The organism is Bacillus cereus group sp. BceL291 (assembly GCF_051776705.1).
Taxonomy (GTDB): domain Bacteria; phylum Bacillota; class Bacilli; order Bacillales; family Bacillaceae_G; genus Bacillus_A; species Bacillus_A cereus.
In genome coordinates, this window is the sequence record NZ_JBPWAP010000013.1 from 1 (window position 1) to 21,602 (window position 21,602).

Consider the following 21,602-nt stretch of genomic DNA (forward strand, 5'->3'; position numbering starts at 1 on the left):
ACGATTTTCATTCCAACTCTCGATATATTAGTTATTGTTGCTTAAGATAAATTTCAGCAACACTCTCACTTCACGTCTAAACGCTTATAGAGAAACGTGTCGCGCCAGCAGCTTGCATGAGATCAATTGAAATCTTAATGGAAAGCACAGAGTTACACGATCGCTTATGGGAAAATGGCCGCTACTTGAAACAAGGATTAAAAGAACTTGGCTTTAACATTGGAGAAAGTGAAACGCCAATTACACCTTGTATCATTGGGGACGAAGTATTAACACAAGAATTTAGTAAACGTCTAAATGAAGAAGGGGTATACGCAAAATCTATCGTGTTCCCAACTGTAGCAAAAGGAACAGGGCGCGTTCGTAATATGCCTACAGCAGCTCATACGAAAGAAATGTTAGATGAAGCAATTCTTAAGTATGAAAAAGTAGGAAAAGAAATGGGCATCATTTAAGTAACGACATCTTTTGAATAGCTTGCAAATGAGGAGTGGGGAAAATGAAAAAAATTCTAGTAACCGGTTCTTTAGGGCAAATTGGTTCTGAACTAGTAATGAAACTTCGTGATGTATACGGCGCATCAAATGTTATTGCAACAGATATTCGTGAAACAGATAGTGAAGTAGTAACGTCTGGTCCATTTGAAACGTTAGATGTAACAGATGGACAAAAACTACATGATATCGCAAAGCGTAATGAAGTAGATACAATTATTCATTTAGCAGCTTTACTTTCAGCAACAGCAGAAAAAAATCCGTTATTCGCATGGAACTTAAATATGGGCGGACTTGTAAATGCATTAGAAGCAGCTCGTGAATTAAACTGTAAGTTCTTCACGCCAAGTTCTATCGGTGCATTCGGTCCATCGACGCCAAAAGATAATACACCGCAAGATACAATTCAGCGTCCTACTACGATGTATGGGGTAAACAAAGTGGCAGGAGAATTACTATGTGATTATTATCATCAAAAATTTGGCGTAGATACGCGCGGTGTCCGTTTCCCAGGTTTAATTTCTTACGTAGCTCCTCCAGGAGGCGGAACGACTGATTATGCAGTTGAAATTTATTATGAGGCGATTGAAAAAGGTGCATACACCTCATACATTGCTGAAGGAACGTACATGGACATGATGTATATGCCTGATGCTTTACAAGCGATCATTTCATTAATGGAAGCTGATCCAAGTAAGCTAGTGCATAGAAATGCATTTAACATTACAGCAATGAGCTTCGAGCCAGAGCAAATTGCAGCGTCAATTCGTAAACACATTCCGACGTTTACAATGGATTATGCAGTAGATTCAGCTCGTCAAACAATCGCTGATAGCTGGCCAAACTCTATTGACGCAACTGCAGCAATGAAAGAGTGGGGCTTTAAAGCAGAATACGATTTAGACAAAATGACAACTGACATGCTGGCTAAGTTAAAAAAAAAGCTCACAGCTGAGTTAGTGATGAATTAATAGGAAGAGTCGATTCTTAGGAATCGGCTCTTCATTATTTTTGGGAGGAGAGAAGTCTTATGCAAAGAGTTGATGTCGTATACGCACTAATACATGACGAAGAAACAGATAAAATATTAATGGTACATAATGTAGAACAAAACGTTTGGTCATTGCCAGGTGGGGCTGTGGAAAAAGGTGAAATATTAGAGGAAGCACTAATAAGAGAAGTGAAAGAAGAGACAGGTTTAACCGCATTGGCTGGGGGGCTTGTTGCGATCAATGAAAAATTCTTTGAAGAATCAGGGAATCATGCACTATTTTTTACATTCCGAGCGAATGTAGTAAAAGGGGAACTTATTGCGGAAGATGAAGGTGAAATTTCTGCAATAGAGTGGGTAGATCGAACAATTGCGAATGAGCGTTTCCCATACTATGACGGAGGATTTGAATCTTTATTAGAAGTAGCCATTCCATACAAGTTTCAACCAGAAACAAAGTAATTGAACGAAAAAACAGGAGCCACAAGGCTCCTATTTTCTATTCAATCGTCTTCAGTAATAGTTTTTTCAGCAATGGTTTAATCTTCAATCGTAAATCTTCAGCATGATTTGCAACTAAGAAGTGATGGTTATAAATGTTTTTCATCAATTGATAAGTTGCTTCTTTCGCTTCGCCTTCTTCGATGAAGATACCGATTACTTCCATACCACTTTTACGCGCGAGTTTAACAGCTTCATGCGTATCTAAAATTCCGTCTTGTTGATAGTCTAGCGCAGAAGGCTCACCGTCTGTGAAGACTAGTAAGAATTTATGTTTCTCAGGTCTTTTGGCAAGTTTTTCAGAAACGATACGAATAATATATCCGTCGCGGTTATCTTCTTCTTCACGAAGTTGCATAATTTCTGGACCAACGTTTGGCAACGTTGAGTTTTTATAATTTACAACTTCATGGATAACGTTCGGCTTATCTTCAGGTTTAGCGCTAGAGGCATCTTCCCAAAATCCGCTAATAGCGTGCGGGATTTTTAAAGACTTTAAAGCTTCATGAAATAGTACAACACTCTTCTTCGTTTCTTCCATTTTGTTATACATAGAACCAGAACAGTCAACTAATAGTTGGAATGCAACATCGAGTTCTTGTGACTCTTGTCCTTTTTTATAAAACATACGTGGTTGTTTTTCGGTATAAATACGAAGGAATTTCTTACGAAGTCTTCCGTAATATTTATCACTATTCGCATTCGTTTTATTTTCAATTGTTTTTTCGATAATTTTCTTTAATTCTTTTACATCTTTATTGACGACTGATTTGATAGCTTGGTAATCTTTTTTCTCATCTGAGTTTGGTTTGCGAGCTTCTTTAAATGTATGAGAAGCACCTACATTATACTTACCGTATGCACCGTCGTGCTGGCTAGAAGCGTGTGAAGCCCTTGCTTCTTCTGTATCAGCGCCATCAAAGTTGGATTGTGTACTTTTTTGTGAAGTACCTTGTACAGAACCAAGTGCTTGGTCGCCATCTTCTGATTCACGGGCAGTATCACCCATCATATTAGTTTTTGTTCCGCTTTCTAATTCAAAGCGTAAAAAGTTCTCGTTTTCGTTATTTTTATTTTCACGATGCCATGTGGAGAAACTTTCATCCATTTTGTTTTTATTTTCATCGTCATCTATAAGCTGAGTATCATCATTTGCTAAATCTTCGACGCGACAGTTCTTTTCGTCTGCAAGGACAGATAAGTAAAGTGGAGCATGTCCGAAATAGTTGTTAAGCATATCGCTTTCAAGAAGCGCCTCTAAGCGATAGCGAATTTTCTCAACGATATACATAATATCTTCTGTATTACGTGCTTGGAATGTTTCATGTAAAATCGCTTCAATTTGCTCAAAATATTCATTATTAAACATTTCGTATTTATCGCTAGTTAATGAAAGATAGCATAGGCAAAATAGACGATCACCGTGATAATTACGAACACGGTTTATTTCATTTTGAGAGCCGAAATAATTGCGGTACATTTCTTTTCGACGTTTAAAAACATGCTTCGTGCCAGGACGTAAGTTCTTTACGATTTCCTCAACGCGTAAATCTTCTAATAGAACAAATAATTGTGTTAAAAACTTTTTTAGGGGCGATTCTTGCAATTCAATCGCATAAGAACGAATTAAAGTCATGTCCGAGTAATGTTTATTACCAAGTGCTTTTAAGAACACTTCGCTTTTTAATCCGATTACTGTATCTTCTTCTTTTCGATCATCCCAAAAGTGACTAATGACAACTTTCTTTTCAATTTCGTCGTAGTATGCTTTATAGCCATATTCAAGATAGGCATCGTCTTCTTTTAGAAGGGCATACATTAAGTTTTCCATTTGTAGAAACAGCGACGCATCAATTTTTTTGTCACTAAAAATTTGTCTCATAAATTATCCCTCAAAGAAATAACTTTCTGCTAATTCACGGACAGTCATTTGTTCTGTTTCATCATTAAGTTTTGCAATTATGCTTCGTTCAATCGCTCGCATAACAGGAATATATACACCTAAATCACATGCGTCGATAATACCACGAATACTTGCTGCTTCTTCACTTACACGTCCATCGCGAGCTAAAGGCATAAGGTCGCTTGCAAATGCAACAAACTTTTCAATTGTTGCAACATCATTTAATTTTGATTCTGCTAATAATAGTTCTTTTAATGTATCACCTTGAATGTAAGGAACTTCAATAATAACGAAACGGTTTTTTAACGCTTCATTTAGTTCACTTGTTCCAACGTAACCTTCGTTAATCGCAGCAATTACACGGTATTCGTCATCACCGTATACAACCTCTTGTGTAAATGGGTTTGTAATCATTTTACGGTAATCTAATGCGCCGTGAAGAAGTGGTAACGTTTCAGGTTTTGCCATATTGATTTCGTCAATATATAGGAAGTGACCGTTCTTCATTGCTTTCATAAGAGGACCGTTAACGAATGAAACTTCAGATGCACCATCTTTCGTTTGTAGTGTGTTGTATCCTAAAATACCCTCTACATCTAAGTCGACAGAGCAGTTAATGCTATGCATTGGTTTTTGGAATAAAGAAGAAAGAGTTTCCGCTAGTACTGTTTTACCACTACCAGTCGGTCCTTTTAATAGAATATTCTTGCCAAGAAGAAGTGCTGTAATCGCATCTTCAATAATGCTATTATCAGACGCTTTATATATTTTCGTTCCGATTAAATGTGCATTTTCACCAGCTTCTTGTTTATTCTTTTCATGAATCGTAGAAAGCTGTTGTTTTAAATCAGCATGTATATGAAATTGTTCTAACATGTATTTCCCACCTAACATTATTTTCATAAAGTAATACATCTTATGATAACTTGTTTTAATATGGTATGCAAAGAAAAGGAAGGAGGATAAAGGGAAAAGAAAAAGCAATCAAGATGAAGTTGATTGCCTACAGTAAAGGAGAAATGAGCCTCATGAAAGACTCCAATATGCGTTTTTTTATACTTCTTTTTTGGAAAGAGTTCCATTTAATTTCAGTTGAATGTTTAAAATCTTCTTCAAAATCACGTTTAATGTCGTGAACTGTTTTTGATTCATAAAGCACGCTAATAATTTCGTAATTCAATTCAAAGCTACGTACATCCATGTTCGCTGTTCCAATAGTTGCAATTGTATCATCAACGAGTACAATTTTTGCATGCATAAAACCATCTTTATAACTGTAAATAGAAGCACCAGCTTTTAAAAGCGGAGTGAAATAGGATTGAGATGCTTGATCACTAATGATGCTATCACTTTTACCTGGATATAAAATCCGTACATCTATTCCGGCAATTGCACTTAAGCGTAATAATGTTAAAGTTTCTTGATCTGGAATAAAGTAGGGTGTAGCGATCCAAATGGATTTTTTTGCAGAGCCCATAACAGCTAATAATGTATTACGAATACTTTTATCATCGGAGCTTGGTCCGCTTGCTACGATTTGAACAGCACCTTCTGCATTTGAAATCTCTTTACCTGGGAAGTATTGTCTATTCATGAATTGATCCCAGGAATAAGTATTTAAACCACTAGAGGCATAGAGCCAGTCTTCTAGAAAGATTGCTTGTAATTTATATAATGCTTTTCCTTCTATTTTTAAATGACTATCACGCCAAACAGGAAATTTCTTGGAACGGCCAAGATATTCATCACCGACATTGAGTCCTCCGGTAAAACCAATTTTTCCATCTACAATAACAATTTTTCGATGGTTACGATAATTGACAGTTTCAAGTAACCAAGCTGAAAAAATAGGGTCAAATTCTACAATTTCAATCCCAGCTTCTTTCATAGGTTGCAAAAATCGTCGTCGTAACGTATTACTTCCAAGGCCATCATAAAGGAAGCGTACAATAACACCATCATTTGCTTTTTGTATTAAAGCATCTCGAACTTTTGTACCAATTTCATCAGATTTATAAATGTAGTATTGAATATGTATATGATGCTTTGCCTGCTCTATAGCTCGCAAAATTTCTGAAAATGTTTGATCTCCGTTTGTTAAAAGTTTTGTAGTTGTTTTATCTGCGGCAGGACCACCTCCAAATTTTTGTATGACTTCTGTTAAATGTATGGAACGTTCATTTAGTGGGACTGTGAGTAATAACTCTAGTCTTCTTCCTTCTAATATTTCACGGAATAATTTTCTTTGTTCTTCTGAACGATGGAGATGTTTTTTTCTTCTCCAGCGGCTGCGTCCGAAAATAGCGTATAAAAGCACACCTATAATAGGAAGAAGTGCTAATACTAAAAACCATGCTAACGTACTTTGTGGAGATCTATTTTCTATAAAAATAACGAATGAAATTCCGACAATTGTGATGGACCATAGAGCACCGACAAATGTATATAACGAAATATACGATGTATTTAATAGGAACAGAACGATAGATACAATTGTAAATATTAATAGTAATTGAACGATAGGCTTCTTCATTTCTATATAATTCCCCTAATCTTTTTTCAATATAGACTTCTTAAATAGAAGATGTAATATGACATCTTTATTATAAGGTGTTTTGCTTTTTTTACAAAATATAGACATTTCACCTATACTTTCCGCATTTGTCCTACATACAGTGTACTATCCCATTTTTTATCCCACTCTTAACGCATATGAAAATGAAAAAATCGAAAAGGAGCGGAGAAACATGAATTATATAGAAAATAATGGATTGTACTATCGAAATCATCATCATGGAGGACACAATCATGGTGGACATCATCACCATGGAGGACACAATCACTATGATCACCATCATCATCACGGAGGCGGATGGGGCTGGGGTGGTGGTAGTTCATGGGGAGGCGGATTTTTCCCTGGAAGCTTTGCAGGAGGAGTGTTAGGCGGACTGACAGCTGGTGCATTAACAGGTGCAACAAGTGGAGGATATTATCCGGCTCCATATCCAGTAGCTTATCCATCACCATACCCTGTAACGTATCCAATGCCATACCCAGGTTATCAGCAAATACCATATTCGTATTAAACTAAAAAAGAGGCTATCCTCTTTTTTAGTTTAATACAGTATTTATTTATAAAATAATTCCAAAGTTAAGGTGGAAATATGTTAATATTTTGTTATTGTAATTCAAAAACATGCACATTAATGTAGATTTTCATATTATTATTTGTGAATAGTTATGTAGTATGATCTAATTTCTATTTCGTTATTAAAAACAAAGAAATCAGATATGAGTGGTATTAGTTGGAAACAAGGCTTGCATAGAGCTACTTAAAAGGATTGCGGTATAATAAGACGCGAAGTAATTAGAGATATGGGAAGCTACCAGTTATAATTGAAACGGTATAATATTGCTTTTTATTACAAATAATATTATGTTATTTTAATCGGTTTATTTAAAAAGATAATTTATGTAAAGGGCTAGTATTAGAAAATGAAATATCTCTATTTCTATGAAGAGAAACAGGTTGTGTTTTAGTCAGATAGAAGCAAGGAGAGATGCGCATGCTAGAACAGAGAGGTCATGCATTATATGACTCTTCGTTGCGAGATTTAAAGTTAGCATTAGATGAGTCTTCAATTGTTGCAATTACAGATCGAAAAGGTCTTATTACATATGTAAATGATAAATTTTGTGAAATCTCTAAATACAAAAGAGAAGAATTAATTGGAAAAGATCACCGTATTTTAAATTCAGGTCATCATCCGAAAACCTTTTTTCAAAACTTATGGAAACGTATTTTGAATGGGAAAGTATGGACAGGTGAGATTCGGAATCGAGCAAAAGATGGTACATATTATTGGGTCAAAACAACAATTGTTCCATTTTTAAATGAAAAAGGAGAGCCTTACCAGTTTATCGCAATACGAAATGATATTAGTAGTAGAAAAGAAGCGGAACAGAGGTTGCGGCTAAGTGAAAGTCGTTATAGGGAACTTGCCTATCATGATGCTTTAACGAGTTTGCCGAACCGTTTGCAATTAATAACGACCGTTAATAAATTGATTGCAGATAAAAAAGAATTTGGTATGATTTACTTTGATTTGGACCGTTTTAAATTAGTAAATGATACGTTAGGTCATATGATAGGGGACTTACTTTTAAGCGAAGTCGCTTCAAGGTTGCATTATGTACTAGGAGAGAAAGATGTTCTGGCTAGGCTAGGTGGCGACGAATTTGTGCTGTTAACAAAAAATCATAGACAAGATGATATGAGGCAGTTAGCGACATCTGTGTTGTCATGTTTCCAGGCACCATTTATTCTTGAAGGCCATGAAGTATATATTTCAGCTAGTCTAGGACTTTGTTCTTATCCACAAGACGGACAAGACGTGGAAACATTATTGAAAAACTCCGACTTAGCTATGTATAGTGCAAAAGAACAGGGGAGAAATGCTGCATGTTTCTTTACAGATGAGCTACGCGCGAAAATAAATCGTAGAATGAAAGTTGAGTTTGCTTTGCAAAAGGCAATTCGTGATGAAGAGTTAGATGTAGTATTGCAGCCTATTATTGATTTGAAAACGAAGAGATATTCTGGTATAGAAGCTCTAGTACGCTGTATGACAGAAGACGGACCTATTTCACCAAACGAATTTATCCCGGTAGCTGAAGAGTCTGGACTTATTATAAAGCTAGGAGACTGGGTATTAGAAAAATCGTGCCGATTGTTTAAAACATTGCCCAATTATCAAGAAGGACTAAAGTTATCAGTGAATTTATCTATACAACAATTAATGCAGAAACGTTTTATTTTCTCTGTACGTAGCATTTTAAAGAGAACTGGTTTTCCTCCGAACCGTTTAATATTAGAAATAACGGAAAGCATAGCAGTCCGCCATTTTGATTATATTATTGCTACATTACAAGAATTAAGAAATATGGGTGTTTTAATTGCTTTGGATGATTTCGGAACTGGCTATTCTTCCTTATATTATTTAAAACAACTACCACTGGATATTGTAAAAATTGATCGTAATTTTATTCGTGAATTTCATTATGATCACGCACAACCAGAACGAACGATTGTAAAATCCGTTATTGAAATTGCTCATAGTTTAAATTTAGCAGTAGTTGCTGAAGGAGTAGAAACAGTAGAGCAAGAGAGTTTGTTACAATCAATGAGCTGTGATTATGTACAGGGATTTTATTATGCGAAACCTTTATCTGTAGGAGAGCTAAAAGAAAAGTTAATTACAGATTTTTAATAAAAAAGAGAAGCCAGCAGCTTCTCTTTATTTAATCCGTTTTTTGTGAGTCTTTCATTAGTATTGGATAAAGAATAAGACCTAATACGAACAATCCAATTCCTAAGAAGAATGTTTTTAAATCAGCAGTTCCCGTTTTGATAACCCAAATAGAGTATACCAACGCTAATGTCGTAATGATTCCATCTTTTACTCGAGATCCGGGCAGTATATCATACGTTTCTCCTGTAATAACTAATTTTAATTGGTACAAGGTAGAAACAAGGTATGGAATTAAATAGGCTAATGTTGCTACGACGATAGCGAAACTATACGCTTCTGAAACAGTACCAGAAATCGTTGAAAATAAGAAAATTTGCGTCATTATATTTGTAATCAATAGTGATTTTGAAGGACTACCTTTTTTATTTGTTTTCCCGAAAAACTTAGGGAAAAGTCCATTTTTTGCTGCCTGGTAAGGTACTTCTGAACTAACAACAATCCAGCCAACTGTAGATCCAAATAAAGATATAAGAGCGAGTAAAGCCATTATATATGCACCTTTATTTCCAATTGCTAAATTTAATGCGTCTACTAACGGTTTTTGAGACTCTTTTAAAGCATCTTGCGGAAGAGCTCCCATTGTAAGTAAAGTAATTGACATGTAAATAAGAAGAGCGATAATTAATCCGAAAATCGTAGCTTTTTTTACATCGCGCTGTGATTTTGCACGATTAGAAAGCATAACTGCTGATTCAATACCGATAAATGCCCAGAGTGTTGCAATAGCAGCTGAATTGATTTGGCCACCTAATGAGATTGATTGTCCTGCTTCATTCATAAAGGTTTGACCGTCTCCGAAATTAGAGGCGTTGAAAATGAACAATGTAATTACAATAAACATTGTAAATCCGATAATTTTTGCAATAGTAGCAAGTAGATTCATATTTCCAGCTCGATCAATATTTTGCGAAAGAATATATTGAATTCCCCATAGCATAAGGCTACATACGAGGAAAGTTAATCCTTTTCCGAGCTCCAGTGAAAATCCATTTATTGAAAAAAGAATTTGCTTACTTTGTAAAACTGGAAAGAATGTTGATAAATATCCAGCAAAGGAAATAATAACAGATGCTGTTGCAGCCCAGTTAGCAGCCCAATATCCCCATGCCATACTATATCCTGCAACTTTACCAGCTTTTTTTGAAGGAAACATCGCTTGAGCATAGCTTTGTGGTCCAGCTTTTAATTCTGGTTTACGAATCGCTAAATTTCCAAATACAAGTGCAATCATAAATACGCCAAGGCCTGTAATACTCCATGCGAGTGTAGAACCCATTGGACCTGATACTTGTGCTAAATTTGCTGGAAGCATAAATACGCCACCGCCAACCATATTCCCGATAACAAATGCTGTTAAAACCCATAATCCCCATTTTTTCGTTTCCATTTTTGTTAACTCCTTTGTAGTAAGTTTTGCTTAAACATCATTTTTTACTAGCTTTTTGACAATAAAAAAAGAGCCATGTAGATAAAAAAATACCTACATGGCTCTTTTGCCAAAGCGTAGGTACAACGGGAATAACCCTTGTACCTACGCGTAATTTTTCCGCTAGGTTTCAAGGGTTACGTATGATGATGATGTTTTTGTGCAAATGTAACTACAGTTGTTGTATAAGTAAGCATAGTTCTTTGCTCCCTTTCTCCTCTGATTTTGAAGTTAGTATACTACATGTTTTTTTGAATGAAAAGAAAAATATAAAAATTTTTATAAAAATACGTTTTAAAGATTAAATATTTACCTATATTTTTCTTGTACTGGAAAATAAGTGAGAGATTGGCAGAAGAGTGAAGCATGTTATAATACATATAGAATTAGAAGGTGACAAGGGGCTATTGTAGATGATGAGTAAGTATGAACAAATTTATACAGAAATCAGTAAATCTATTGATAATAAACAATTAAAAGAGGGATGCAAAATCCCATCAGAAACAGAATTAATGAAGCAGTATGAGGCAAGCCGAGGCACGGTGAGAAAAGCTGTAGATTTACTGCAAGAGCGTGGATATGTGCAAAAAATTCATGGAAAAGGTGTTTTTGTTTTAAAGCGAAAAAATATTGAATTTAATTTTGGCGGTATTGTAAGTTTCCAAGAAGAAAATGAACGTTTGGGACGTCATTGTATTACGGAAGTTGTGGAAATGGACAAAGAAAAAGCCACAAAAGAAATTGCAAAATTATTAAATGTAAAAGAAAAAACAGAGATTGATCATATTAAACGTGTACGAAATATTGATGGAGAAAAAGTAATTTTAGATATAAATCATTTTGTATCTGAGTTTATTCCAGGATTAACGAAAGAAATTGCAACTGCATCGATTTATAAATACATCGAGAAAGAGCTTGGGCTACATATTAGTTATTCGCAGAGGGTAATTGAAGTACAGCCATGTACAGAGGATGACAGAAAGTATTTAGATTTAAATGGAACAGACTATGTTGTCGTTGTGAAAAACTTTACACATTTGTATGATGGAAGTCAGTTTGAATATACAGAATCACGCCACCGTTTAGATATTTTTCACTTTTCGGATGTGGCACGCAGGAAGTAAAGAGGTGGAACAAAATATTGTTTCATCTCTTTTTTTATAAAAAAAAACACAAACTCGTATATATGAGTGTTGACTAACTTATATATACGAGTTAATATGTAATTGTAAACGGTATCAAAAAAAGAAAAGAGGGACGGGAATATGGGGAAAGACTATCGTAAAACAGCAGAGGAAGTGTTGCAGTATATTGGTGGGAAAGACAATATTGAACAAGCTGCACATTGTGTCACGAGGCTCCGTATCGCTTTAAAAGATGAAAGTAAAATAGATAATGATAAATTACAGTCTGTTTCATTAGTGAAAGGAGCGTTTCATAACGCTGGTATATTTCAAGTTGTAATTGGTCCAGGGGATGTAGATCGTGTTTACGCTGAATTGATAACGCTTGCAGGTATGAAAGAATCGACTGTAGCTGACGTAAAAGACTCTGGAAATCAGAAGTTAAATCCAGCTCAAAAGTTTGTAAAAATATTTTCGGATGTATTTATGCCGATATTACCAGCGATCGTAACAGCTGGTTTACTAATGGGTATTAACAATCTATTAGGCGCAAAGGACTTATTTTTTGATGGGAAAAATTTATTAGATGTTTATCCGAACTTAGGCGGGCTTTGGGATTTAATTAATATGATGGCCAATACAGCATTCGTATTCTTACCAGCACTTGTCGGTTGGTCAGCAACGAAGCGTTTTGGTGGTAGTCCAATACTAGGGATTGTTATGGGATTAATGCTTGTGCACCCGGCCTTATTAAACGCTTGGGACTATGGAAAAGCAGCGACTGGTTTAGAGGGTCAAAAGATTGAGTACTTCAATATTTTAGGACTGTTCCAAATTGAGAAGGTAGGATATCAAGGACAAATTTTACCTGTTTTAGTAGCAGCATTTGTATTAAGTAAAGTGGAAATTTTCTTAAAGAAACATGTACCAAATGCAATTCAATTACTAGTTGTACCAATTACAACAATCGTTGTGACAGGTGTGTTAGCGTTAGGAATTATCGGTCCGGTTACACGTCATATTGGAGATTTATTAACAGGAGGATTAGTAGGTGTATATGAAACAGTACCAGTAGTTGGAGCAGTATTATTTGGAGCGTTATATGCACCGCTCGTAATTACAGGTATGCATCATATGTTTATTGCAATTGATTTACAATTGATTGCACAACATGGCGGTACATTTATTTGGCCGATGATTGCTCTTTCTAACATTGCGCAAGGTAGTGCGGCACTTGCGATGTTCTGGATTTCTAAAAATCAAAATGATAAAAGTATGGCATCAACATCAGCCATTTCAGCATACTTCGGTATTACAGAACCAGCGATGTTTGGTGTGAATTTACGAAATAAGTTCCCGTTCTATGCAGCGATTATAGGGTCTGCTGTGGCAGCGATATTCATTACATTAAATGGTGTATTAGCACCTGCTATCGGAATTGGCGGATTGCCAGCATTTATTTCTATCATTCCGAAATCGATTCCAATGTTTATTGTAGGAATGATTATTGCAGTTGTACTCCCATTTACTTTAACATGGTTATTTGCAAAAAGAGTGAAACAGAAGTAGGAGGAAGTTAAACATGAAGGATTGGCATAAAAGTGTAGTCTATCAAATTTATCCGAAGAGCTTTAATAGTTATTACAATAGAGAAACCGGGGATATAAAAGGTGTTACAGAGAAACTAGATTATTTAAAAGAACTCGGAGTGGATTATATATGGTTAACACCGATATACCAATCACCACAAAATGATAATGGATATGATGTAAGTGATTATTATAGCATTGATCCATCTTACGGAACGATGGAAGAGTTTGAAGAACTTTTAGAAGAAGCGAAAGTACGTAACATTGAGATTATGCTGGATATTGTTGTAAATCATAGTTCGACTGAACATAAGTGGTTTAAAGAAGCGAAGGAAGATAAAAATAGTCCATATCGTAATTACTATATTTGGCGTGATGAAAAAAATAATTGGCAGTCTAAGTTTGGTGGATCTGCTTGGAAATATGATGAGAAGACGGAGCAATATTATTTACATTTATTTGATGAAACACAAGCTGATTTAAATTGGGAAAATGAAAAACTTCGTGAAGAAGTATATGATATGATGCGTTTTTGGCTGGATAAAGGGGTAACAGGATTTCGATTAGATGTCATTAACTTAATTTCAAAAGACCAATGCTTCTTAAACGATGAAGGTAGTACTGCGACAAGTGATGGACGCAAGTATTATACAGATGGTCCGCGTGTTCATGAATATTTACAAGAGATGAACCGAAATGTTTTTGCAGGAAAAGATGTCATTACAGTTGGAGAAATGTCATCTACGACAATTGATAATTGTATTAAATATTCTAATCCTGAGCGTAATGAATTAAGCATGACGTTTAGTTTCCATCATTTAAAAGTAGATTATCCGAATGGTGATAAGTGGACGAAAGCAGAGTTTGATTTTATTAAATTAAAAGAGATTATGTCTAACTGGCAAATTGAAATGCAAAAGGGCGGAGGATGGAATGCGTTATTTTGGTGTAATCATGACCAGCCTCGCATCGTGTCACGCTTTGGTGATGATGGAAAGTACCGAAACGAATCTGCAAAAATGTTAGCGACAGCCATGCACATGCTGCAAGGAACGCCTTATATTTATCAAGGGGAAGAAATCGGTATGACGAATCCTAAATTTGAGTCCATCGAGCAATATCGTGATGTAGAATCGTTAAATATATACGATATAAAGCTAAAAGAAGGGCTATCAAAAGAAGAGATTATAGGGATTTTAAAGCAAAAATCTCGTGACAACTCTCGCACTCCGATGCAGTGGAATGAAGAGATGAACAGTGGTTTTACAACAAGTACACCTTGGATTTCAGCGGCTGAAAATTTTAAAGAAATAAACGTAGAGAAGGCATTAGAAGATAAAGAGTCCGTATTTTATCATTATAAAAAGTTAATAGAGCTTAGAAAAACGTATGATGTAATTACAGAAGGAGAATATGCTATTTTGGATAAAAATGATTCTAAAATTTGGGCATATACTCGTACTACAGAAAGTGAAGTACTACTTGTTATAAATAACTTCTATGGAGAAGAAATAACGTATTCAGTACCAGCGCACGTTCAGTTAGATGGAATGAAACAAGAAGTACTACTGTCGAATTATAAAGATGCCAGCAAGGATATTGCAAAACTTAACTTAAGACCATATGAATCAATTGTGTATCGATATACGAAATAAAAAGGTTGTATGCCCGAGCGGCATACAACCTTTTTATTTTAAGACACCACTATACAAAATGCTTACTTCTACTTCAGGTTTGAATTTTACTTTTGCATAATCTTTATTCCAATTTTTTTTCTTCCATAAGTTAGGATGATAAGCGATAAGATGTCTTCCAATACCGAAAGCATCACAATTTGCTTTTTGTAGTTTTCGTGTTATTTTTTTCGCTTCTTTCGTGAGTTGCTTAGAAAGTTCTTTATTTAGTTTTTCTCTATCGTCCATTGTATACATATTATCTCTTGGAGATTCAAGTGCTATAACTTTTAATTGGAGCTTAATGTGAGCATAAACATTTCCTTTTTTATCTGTTGTTATTTTTAAGTCGCGTTTTAATTTTCGATTACTAATTTCCATTGTTAAATAATCAGATGTCTTCTCAGATTCATCACTAGTCAGTTTTTGGGTTATACGGGCACTTGTTCCCATTTTTCCGGTTAATAACACGAATAAAACAGATTGTTGCAAAGGTAAATGCCCAGTTAATTTATCATTGTTAAATAAAGCTAACCCGTTTGTAACTACTTCTTTTCCTTTTATTTTTATAGAAGGAAGGGTAAAGTCTTTACCGGGATCTAACATTTTTGTAGCAGCTGTTTCTAAAGTTTCTTTTGGAAATACACTCATATCTTCTAAGCTTTTCACTTTTTTCTTTAGAAAATCTCCAATTAGTAAATTTCCTATTTTCTTTTTTTCGAGTATCTCCGATGTTTCACCATCTACTGCAATAAGTTTTACTAAAGCAGTTGGGTTTGTTGGATCTCGAAAGCTGACATCTAAATAGGGGAGTATACCCTTTTTTAGAATTTTGGTTCCGAGTAATTGAACACCATATTTAAAATAGCGAATATTCCCAGTCACATTTTTTTTTAGGGCATCGCCTGTATCCATTATGTTATGCCCGGTTGCTGAATATATTTCATTCTCAAATGAAGATTGCTCTCCGCTTGAACTTTTTACGAGCTCGATTGTTTGCTGGAGTTTATTCTCTTCCGTAATATCAGCTCCAACGCTATAAGCTAAACTTGCCTCCCTTAATGGTTCTTGATCCCAACAGCCAGAAAGGAGGGAACTAGCACATAATATTAAAAGTAATTTAACTCTTTTTGGGAACATACTGTTCTCCTTTCTTCTTTCTTATTATTGAATAAAGTAGAAATAAAAGAGGGAGAACAACGATGAAAATATAGGTGAACTTATCAGTGAAAGTTGAAATTACTTTTAATTCTTCAGGTGTATCTATAAATAAGGCTACACTAAAAGCAATAATACCAACGATTGGAACAGCCTTTTTATGATTAGCAAGGTTGAATATATGTCCAATTCCGATTGAAGCAGCGCAGTAATAACTAGCAATAGAAGCGACAACTGTTATCATCCAAATTGGGATGAAGATTAGGTCCGTTCGATCTATAATTCCAATATGCAAGGAGCGTAATAAGTAAGCAACTGGCTCTGGAATAAGCTCAATTTGCTTTGGACTAAATACGATAAAGCAAATCCAAACGGTAAAAGTATAAAAAAGAGTTACAAATCCATTGGCGATAGAAATGGCCTTCAGTTTTGCAATAGAACTCCCATTTACTTTTGGGAAAGCGATAAGAATAATTTCAAAACCATACATGGCTGTAATTGTTTCCTTGGATGCTTGAATTATATTCCACCATCCGGCTTCTGTAATAGGAAAAATATAAGAGAAATCAGCTCGTGAAAGCCCTAGGGCAATTAAAAGGGCCATTGGAATAATGAGAATAGAGGCCATGACATAAAATCGTACGATGACTTTAAATGTGTTATAAGCTACATAACAACAAGCTACTGTACATAATATGAGAATTGCAGACCACGGAGTTGCGTGTAAAACCCATACTTTAATGACGTTACAAGCATTCAACATAACCGTCATACCGATAAGGGTAAAATAAAAAACATAAGAAAAGCCCAATAGTTTTCCTAACTTATTACCAAATAGCATACAAACACTTTTATACATATCTGCATCAGGAAATCGTTTTAAGAAAAGCCACATAAGTAAAATAATAAGTTGAATGGCAAGCCCCGCGATGAGCGCAGAAATCCAACCACCACCTTTTGCTATCGGATGAAGCCGGTTAGGTAGAGATAGTATACCGACCCCAATTTGGCATTGAATAACGAAAAAGGTAAATTGAACAAGTGAAATTTTACTTTGCGTGTTTGTCACCGTCCTCATCCTCTCTCGTTACATGTTGGCGCTGCATTTTTTTCGGTTTTGGATCATGTGGTCTTTCCCAAAATGACCAAATTGGTAGTCTTATGAAAGAATCTTTCATATCTTTAATCCGCATCGGGGCAACAGGAGAAAGATATGGTGTATGAAATGAATGAAGCTGACATAAGTGAACGAAAGTTATAATGAGACCGAATGATATTCCTACATATCCGAATATGGCAGCAAGGAGCATTAATGGAAAACGAAGAATCCGAACTGCTGAACTCATATCGTTTGATGGAACGAGAAAAGATGAGATTGCAGTTAAAGCTACAACGATGATCATTGTGTAAGAAACGAGTCCAGCTTTTACAATTGCATCCCCAATTACTAAACCACCTACAATACCGATTGTTTGTCCAACGCGGCTCGGCAAGCGAATACCAGCTTCTCGTAATAACTCGAAAATTAACTCCATTAAGAGAGCTTCAAAAATAGGAGGAAGCGGTACTTTCTCTAATGAAGCTTTAATCGTATACACAAGTTCGAGCGGTAACACATCAGGATGAAAAGCAACAGTTGCAATATATAAAGCTGGTAAGAGAAAGGCAATTAAAAAACTTACTAAGCGAATCATTCGGACGAAAGAACCGACAATCCAACGGTTATTATAATCATCTGGTGATTGATAGAAAGCAAATAACGTAACAGGAACGATGAGCGCTGTTGGATCTCCATCAGATAAAATAGCAACACGCCCTTCCATTAAATTAGCAACAGTTCTATCTGGACGCTCTGTATTTAATTGCTGCGGAAATGGGGAGAAAGACGTATCCTCTATAAATTCTTGTATGTATCCTGGTGGCATAAGTGCATCCGTTTTAATGGTTTCCAATCTTCTTTTCACTTCTATAACTAAATCGTCATTCGCTATATTTTGCATATAAGTAATTGCCACTTTCGTGTGCATTTCTTCACCGAGTGTAAAATACTTAACAACTAAATTTGGACTCTTAATGAGTTTACGAATAGAGGTTAAATTAGTTGCTAGATCCTCTACAAAACCAGTATGTGGACCGCGCACAACTCCTTCATTATCAGGCTCTGCTATATCTCTCTTTAAAGATAAGGTTGTTTCGAAAATACAAAAACTGTCGACGTGTTCATGAAAATATAAGGATTTACCTTGTAATAAAAGTTGTATCCCATAATTTAAATTCGTTTCTTTTTTCATATTTAACGTAGAAAAAGCTTTATCTAAAGATAAATCTGATCGCGTTAATAATGGCTCAAGGACTAACTGATGAATTAGATTTGGATCTGCTAAAGATTCGATATATAAGATTGCTCCTTTTCCGTTTTGAAAAGGGAGATCTAATTTTTTTATATCATCAGAATGAGAAAGTTTATTTTCAATGTAATTAATGTTCTCCGGAAGTGATGGAAACATATGCTTTTGTTTTTTACTCTCTTGTTGTTCTTTTTGCTCTGTCATAATTTCCACCTCTCTTAAAGTGCAATTGTTTCTGTTAATTTTTGTCGTTTGTGAGAAATTTATGCTTGAATTATTTTAAAAAAAGAGGATTGAAGGTTACGTTACATTGTCTTTTGTGCATTATTCAATTTCATAGCAGTACTTCTAACATTTGTGTCGAATTAAGAAGATATATAGGAGGGATATATATGGAAATAGCTGTAGAACGTGTTTTTACGAAAGAGATTTTAAAAAGAGCAGCGAATTTGTTTCATGTAACAGTGGAAGAAAAGCCACTTGGAGATTTTGAGAATTATATTTTTAAGGCGAAGGGTGATAATGATGAAGATTACGTATTACGTTTAACACATTCTTCTCATCGTTCTAAACAAGAGGTAGAGGCTGAACTAGATTTTTTACGATATGTTGCGGAGAATGGGGCAAAGGTAGCAGGACCTCTTTATTCAACGTCTCGAAATCTCGTAGAAGAAATCGTAGCAGAGGATGGAACGTTCTTTTCCGCTTCTTTATTTACATATGCAAAAGGTGAGCAAGTAAAAGGAGAGGAATCGCCTTATTGGGGCGAGCCTCTCTTTGAAGCATGGGGAAAAGCGATTGGGCAACTGCATCGCCTTACAATGGAATATCCTAAAACAGACTACCGTGATACGTGGGAAGAAGACGAAAGTGGAATTGTTAATGAATTAGAAGATGGTCAAGTGAAAAAGATTGCAGCGGTACTAATGGATGAAATTAAGGCCCTTCCAGTTGAAAGAGAAACGTTCGGTCTTATGCACGGTGATATCCATCAAGGTAATTTTCATTATGATGGTAAAGAGCTAACAATCTTTGATTTTGATGATGCGGCTTATAATTACTTTATACATGATTTAGCGATGGTTCTATACTACTCTGTTCTATTTACAACGTGGACAGCAGAAGAGAAGACAGATTTTGCTCGTAAACAGTTACAAGTGTTACGAAAAGGATATGAGTATGAGCACAGGCTGGCGGATAGTTGGTATGAATCGTTGCCACTATTTTTACGTTTACGTGATATAGGTTTATATGGAACGCTTCAGAAGAAGTTTAAAGGGAAAGATATGCCTGATAACTTCTTGAAATTATCAGAAGAGCTATACGAAAGAATTATTAAAAGAGAAGCAATTGTGAATATATAATACATTTAGTTCAAAACAAAGTATATAAAACAAATATATACTTTGTTTTTTTATACAAAAATATGTTTACTTTATTAAAATAATATTGTCCTAGATTCGGTATGCACTTATAATTTTATATATATTCTGAATATTCTTTATAAAGAAGGAGGGGGAATGTTGGAAACTTTCGTAAATTGGTTAAATAATATTGTTTGGAGTCCAGCACTTGTTTATTTATGTTTAGGAGTAGGTTTATATTTTTCTATTCGAACGAAGTTTTTACAAGTAAGGCACGTAGGAGAAATGGTGAAGCTGACATTTCAAGGAGAAAAATCAGAGGCTGGTGTTTCTTCATTCCAAGCGTTAGCACTTTCGTTATCAGGACGTGTTGGAACAGGGAATATCGCTGGGGTAGCAACAGCGGTTGCATTCGGTGGACCAGGAGCTGTATTTTGGATGTGGGCAGTAGCCTTTTTAGGGGCAGGATCAGCTTATGTAGAATCAACACTCGCGCAAATATATAAGACGAAACATCAAGGGCAGTTTCGTGGTGGACCTGCTTATTACATCGAAAAAGGTCTAGGAGTTAAATGGTATGCTTTAGTATTCGTTGCAGCGACAATTCTTGCAACAGGACTTTTACTACCAGGCGTACAAGCAAATAGTATTGCTGTAAGTTTAGAAACGGCTTTTGGTATTAATACTACCGCATCAGGGGCTATATTAGTTGTCGTATTAGCTCTTATCATTTTCGGTGGAGTAAAGCGAATTGTTAACGTAGCGCAAGTTGTCGTACCTTTTATGGCAATAGGCTATATTTTAGTAGCTTGCGTCATTGTTGCTATGAATATTGAAAAATTGCCAGAAGCATTTATGTTAATTATAAGAAGTGCATTTGCATTAGAAGCTGCTTTCGGTGGTATTATCGGTTTAGCAATCTCTTGGGGGGTAAAACGTGGTATTTATTCCAATGAAGCAGGACAAGGGACTGGACCACACGCAGCAGCAGCAGCCGAAGTATCACATCCAGCTAAGCAAGGTTTAGTGCAAGCATTTTCCGTTTACATTGATACATTATTTGTTTGTTCAGCAACAGCATTTATGATGATTATTACAGGCATGTATAACGTATTTGATGCAAGCGGAAAAAACTTTATCGTTAATAAACTAAATGGTGCTCAGCCAGGACCAGGATATACACAGGCGGCGGTAGAATCTGTTTTCCCTGGATTTGGAAACGGTTTCGTTGCAATCTCGTTATTATTCTTCGCGTTTACAACAATTATGGCGTATTACTACATTGCAGAAACGAATATTGCGTACTTAAATCGTGATAAAGACCGTCCTTGGATGTCTATGGTACTAAAGTTTGTATTTTTAGGAGCTGTATTCTATGGATGTATAAAAACAGCAGCAACGGCTTGGGCTTTAGGCGACATTGGGGTAGGAATTATGGCATGGGTAAATATCATTGCGATTTTACTATTACAAAAACCTGCATTAGTCGCATTAAAGGATTATGAAAAACAGAAAAAAGAAGGAAAAGATCCAGTATTCGATCCAGAGCCATTAGGAATTAAAAATGCTGATTTTTGGGAGCATGAATACGGGAAAGATAAGAAAGAAGAAGTATCTTAACAGAATAGAAATGAAGAAGCAAAGGGGAAACTCTTTGCTTTTTTTTATGGACAAATTGAAGCTAAAAGTTATTTTTGGGACTATTTTTGAATATAAAAA

The 21,602-nt window shown here is 35.4% G+C and carries 16 protein-coding genes and 1 pseudogene; 10 read left to right on the plus strand and 7 right to left on the minus strand.

Going from position 1 to position 21,602, the window contains the following annotated elements; translation table 11 throughout:
- Positions 1 to 107: 107 nt before the first annotated feature.
- The 3 genes and pseudogenes from ACS2CR_RS11115 to ACS2CR_RS11125 all read left to right on the plus strand — a co-directional run.
- Positions 108 to 455 (plus strand): annotated as a pseudogene (locus ACS2CR_RS11115) (aminotransferase class I/II-fold pyridoxal phosphate-dependent enzyme); the annotation flags it as partial.
- A 44-nt stretch (positions 456 to 499) separates the two neighbouring features.
- A complete protein-coding gene (locus ACS2CR_RS11120) occupies positions 500 to 1,465 on the plus strand; it encodes an L-threonine 3-dehydrogenase (protein ID WP_053514414.1) in 966 nt (321 codons plus the stop codon).
- 59 nt (positions 1,466 to 1,524) lie between these two features.
- On the plus strand, positions 1,525 to 1,947 hold the full coding sequence (locus tag ACS2CR_RS11125) for an NUDIX hydrolase (protein ID WP_001189940.1): 423 nt from the start codon (positions 1,525 to 1,527) through the stop codon (positions 1,945 to 1,947).
- 37 nt (positions 1,948 to 1,984) lie between these two features.
- Here the strand turns inward: ACS2CR_RS11125 and ACS2CR_RS11130 are convergent, their stop codons facing one another.
- The 3 genes from ACS2CR_RS11130 to ACS2CR_RS11140 form a co-directional block, all read right to left on the minus strand.
- Positions 1,985 to 3,868 (minus strand): vWA domain-containing protein, encoded by a 1,884-nt coding sequence (locus ACS2CR_RS11130; RefSeq protein WP_001248851.1) that lies wholly within the window; start codon positions 3,866 to 3,868, stop codon positions 1,985 to 1,987.
- A 3-nt stretch (positions 3,869 to 3,871) separates the two neighbouring features.
- Positions 3,872 to 4,765, minus strand: coding sequence for an ATP-binding protein (locus tag ACS2CR_RS11135; RefSeq protein ID WP_000892973.1), 894 nt, complete (start codon positions 4,763 to 4,765; stop codon positions 3,872 to 3,874).
- A 127-nt stretch (positions 4,766 to 4,892) separates the two neighbouring features.
- Positions 4,893 to 6,422, minus strand: coding sequence for a cardiolipin synthase (locus ACS2CR_RS11140; protein WP_053514415.1), 1,530 nt, complete (start codon positions 6,420 to 6,422; stop codon positions 4,893 to 4,895).
- Positions 6,423 to 6,636: 214 nt separating this feature from the next.
- On the opposite strand from ACS2CR_RS11140, the gene ACS2CR_RS11145 reads away from it, so the two are divergent.
- Both ACS2CR_RS11145 and ACS2CR_RS11150 read left to right on the plus strand, forming a co-directional pair.
- Positions 6,637 to 6,975 (plus strand): hypothetical protein, encoded by a 339-nt coding sequence (locus ACS2CR_RS11145; protein WP_001106403.1) that lies wholly within the window; start codon positions 6,637 to 6,639, stop codon positions 6,973 to 6,975.
- A gap of 480 nt (positions 6,976 to 7,455) precedes the next feature.
- The gene (locus tag ACS2CR_RS11150) at positions 7,456 to 9,159 is read left to right on the plus strand and encodes a putative bifunctional diguanylate cyclase/phosphodiesterase (protein WP_000893350.1); all 1,704 of its coding nucleotides are present in this window, start codon (positions 7,456 to 7,458) and stop codon (positions 9,157 to 9,159) included.
- Between the two features lie 31 nt (positions 9,160 to 9,190).
- On the opposite strand, the gene ACS2CR_RS11155 is transcribed toward ACS2CR_RS11150, so the two are convergent.
- Positions 9,191 to 10,588 carry an amino acid permease gene (locus ACS2CR_RS11155; RefSeq protein ID WP_000448443.1) on the minus strand — a complete coding sequence of 466 codons (1,398 nt, stop codon included), beginning with the start codon at positions 10,586 to 10,588 and terminating at the stop codon, positions 9,191 to 9,193.
- Between the two features lie 452 nt (positions 10,589 to 11,040).
- On the opposite strand from ACS2CR_RS11155, the gene treR reads away from it, so the two are divergent.
- The 3 genes from treR to treC all read left to right on the plus strand — a co-directional run bounded on the left by treR (position 11,041) and on the right by treC (position 14,995).
- Positions 11,041 to 11,751: a trehalose operon repressor gene (gene treR, locus ACS2CR_RS11160; protein WP_000987242.1), complete on the plus strand. Its 711-nt coding sequence runs from the start codon at positions 11,041 to 11,043 to the stop codon at positions 11,749 to 11,751.
- Between the two features lie 141 nt (positions 11,752 to 11,892).
- On the plus strand, positions 11,893 to 13,320 hold the full coding sequence (gene treP / locus ACS2CR_RS11165) for a PTS system trehalose-specific EIIBC component (RefSeq protein WP_053514416.1): 1,428 nt from the start codon (positions 11,893 to 11,895) through the stop codon (positions 13,318 to 13,320).
- A gap of 13 nt (positions 13,321 to 13,333) precedes the next feature.
- Positions 13,334 to 14,995, plus strand: a complete 1,662-nt coding sequence (gene treC / locus ACS2CR_RS11170) for an alpha,alpha-phosphotrehalase (RefSeq protein WP_053514417.1) — start codon at positions 13,334 to 13,336, stop codon at positions 14,993 to 14,995.
- Between the two features lie 33 nt (positions 14,996 to 15,028).
- Here treC and ACS2CR_RS11175 read toward each other — a convergent pair whose 3' ends face one another.
- From ACS2CR_RS11175 to gerKA, 3 genes are read right to left on the minus strand one after another with little or no spacing between them, the layout of a single operon-like run.
- A complete protein-coding gene (locus ACS2CR_RS11175) occupies positions 15,029 to 16,153 on the minus strand; it encodes a Ger(x)C family spore germination protein (RefSeq protein WP_000484126.1) in 1,125 nt (374 codons plus the stop codon).
- A complete protein-coding gene (locus ACS2CR_RS11180) occupies positions 16,134 to 17,240 on the minus strand; it encodes a GerAB/ArcD/ProY family transporter (protein WP_000185796.1) in 1,107 nt (368 codons plus the stop codon). The genes ACS2CR_RS11175 and ACS2CR_RS11180 overlap by 20 nt, the downstream gene beginning before the upstream one ends.
- Positions 17,221 to 18,723, minus strand: a complete 1,503-nt coding sequence (gene gerKA / locus ACS2CR_RS11185) for a spore germination protein GerKA (RefSeq protein ID WP_000139243.1) — start codon at positions 18,721 to 18,723, stop codon at positions 17,221 to 17,223. The genes ACS2CR_RS11180 and gerKA overlap by 20 nt, the downstream gene beginning before the upstream one ends.
- Positions 18,724 to 18,911: 188 nt before the next feature.
- Between gerKA and ACS2CR_RS11190 the strand changes: the two genes are divergently transcribed.
- Positions 18,912 to 19,883 carry a phosphotransferase enzyme family protein gene (locus ACS2CR_RS11190; RefSeq protein WP_000401648.1) on the plus strand — a complete coding sequence of 324 codons (972 nt, stop codon included), beginning with the start codon at positions 18,912 to 18,914 and terminating at the stop codon, positions 19,881 to 19,883.
- Positions 19,884 to 20,042: 159 nt separating this feature from the next.
- Complete coding sequence (locus ACS2CR_RS11195; RefSeq protein ID WP_053514418.1) at positions 20,043 to 21,503, plus strand: alanine/glycine:cation symporter family protein; 1,461 nt, start codon at positions 20,043 to 20,045, stop codon at positions 21,501 to 21,503.
- Positions 21,504 to 21,602 lie beyond the last annotated feature (99 nt).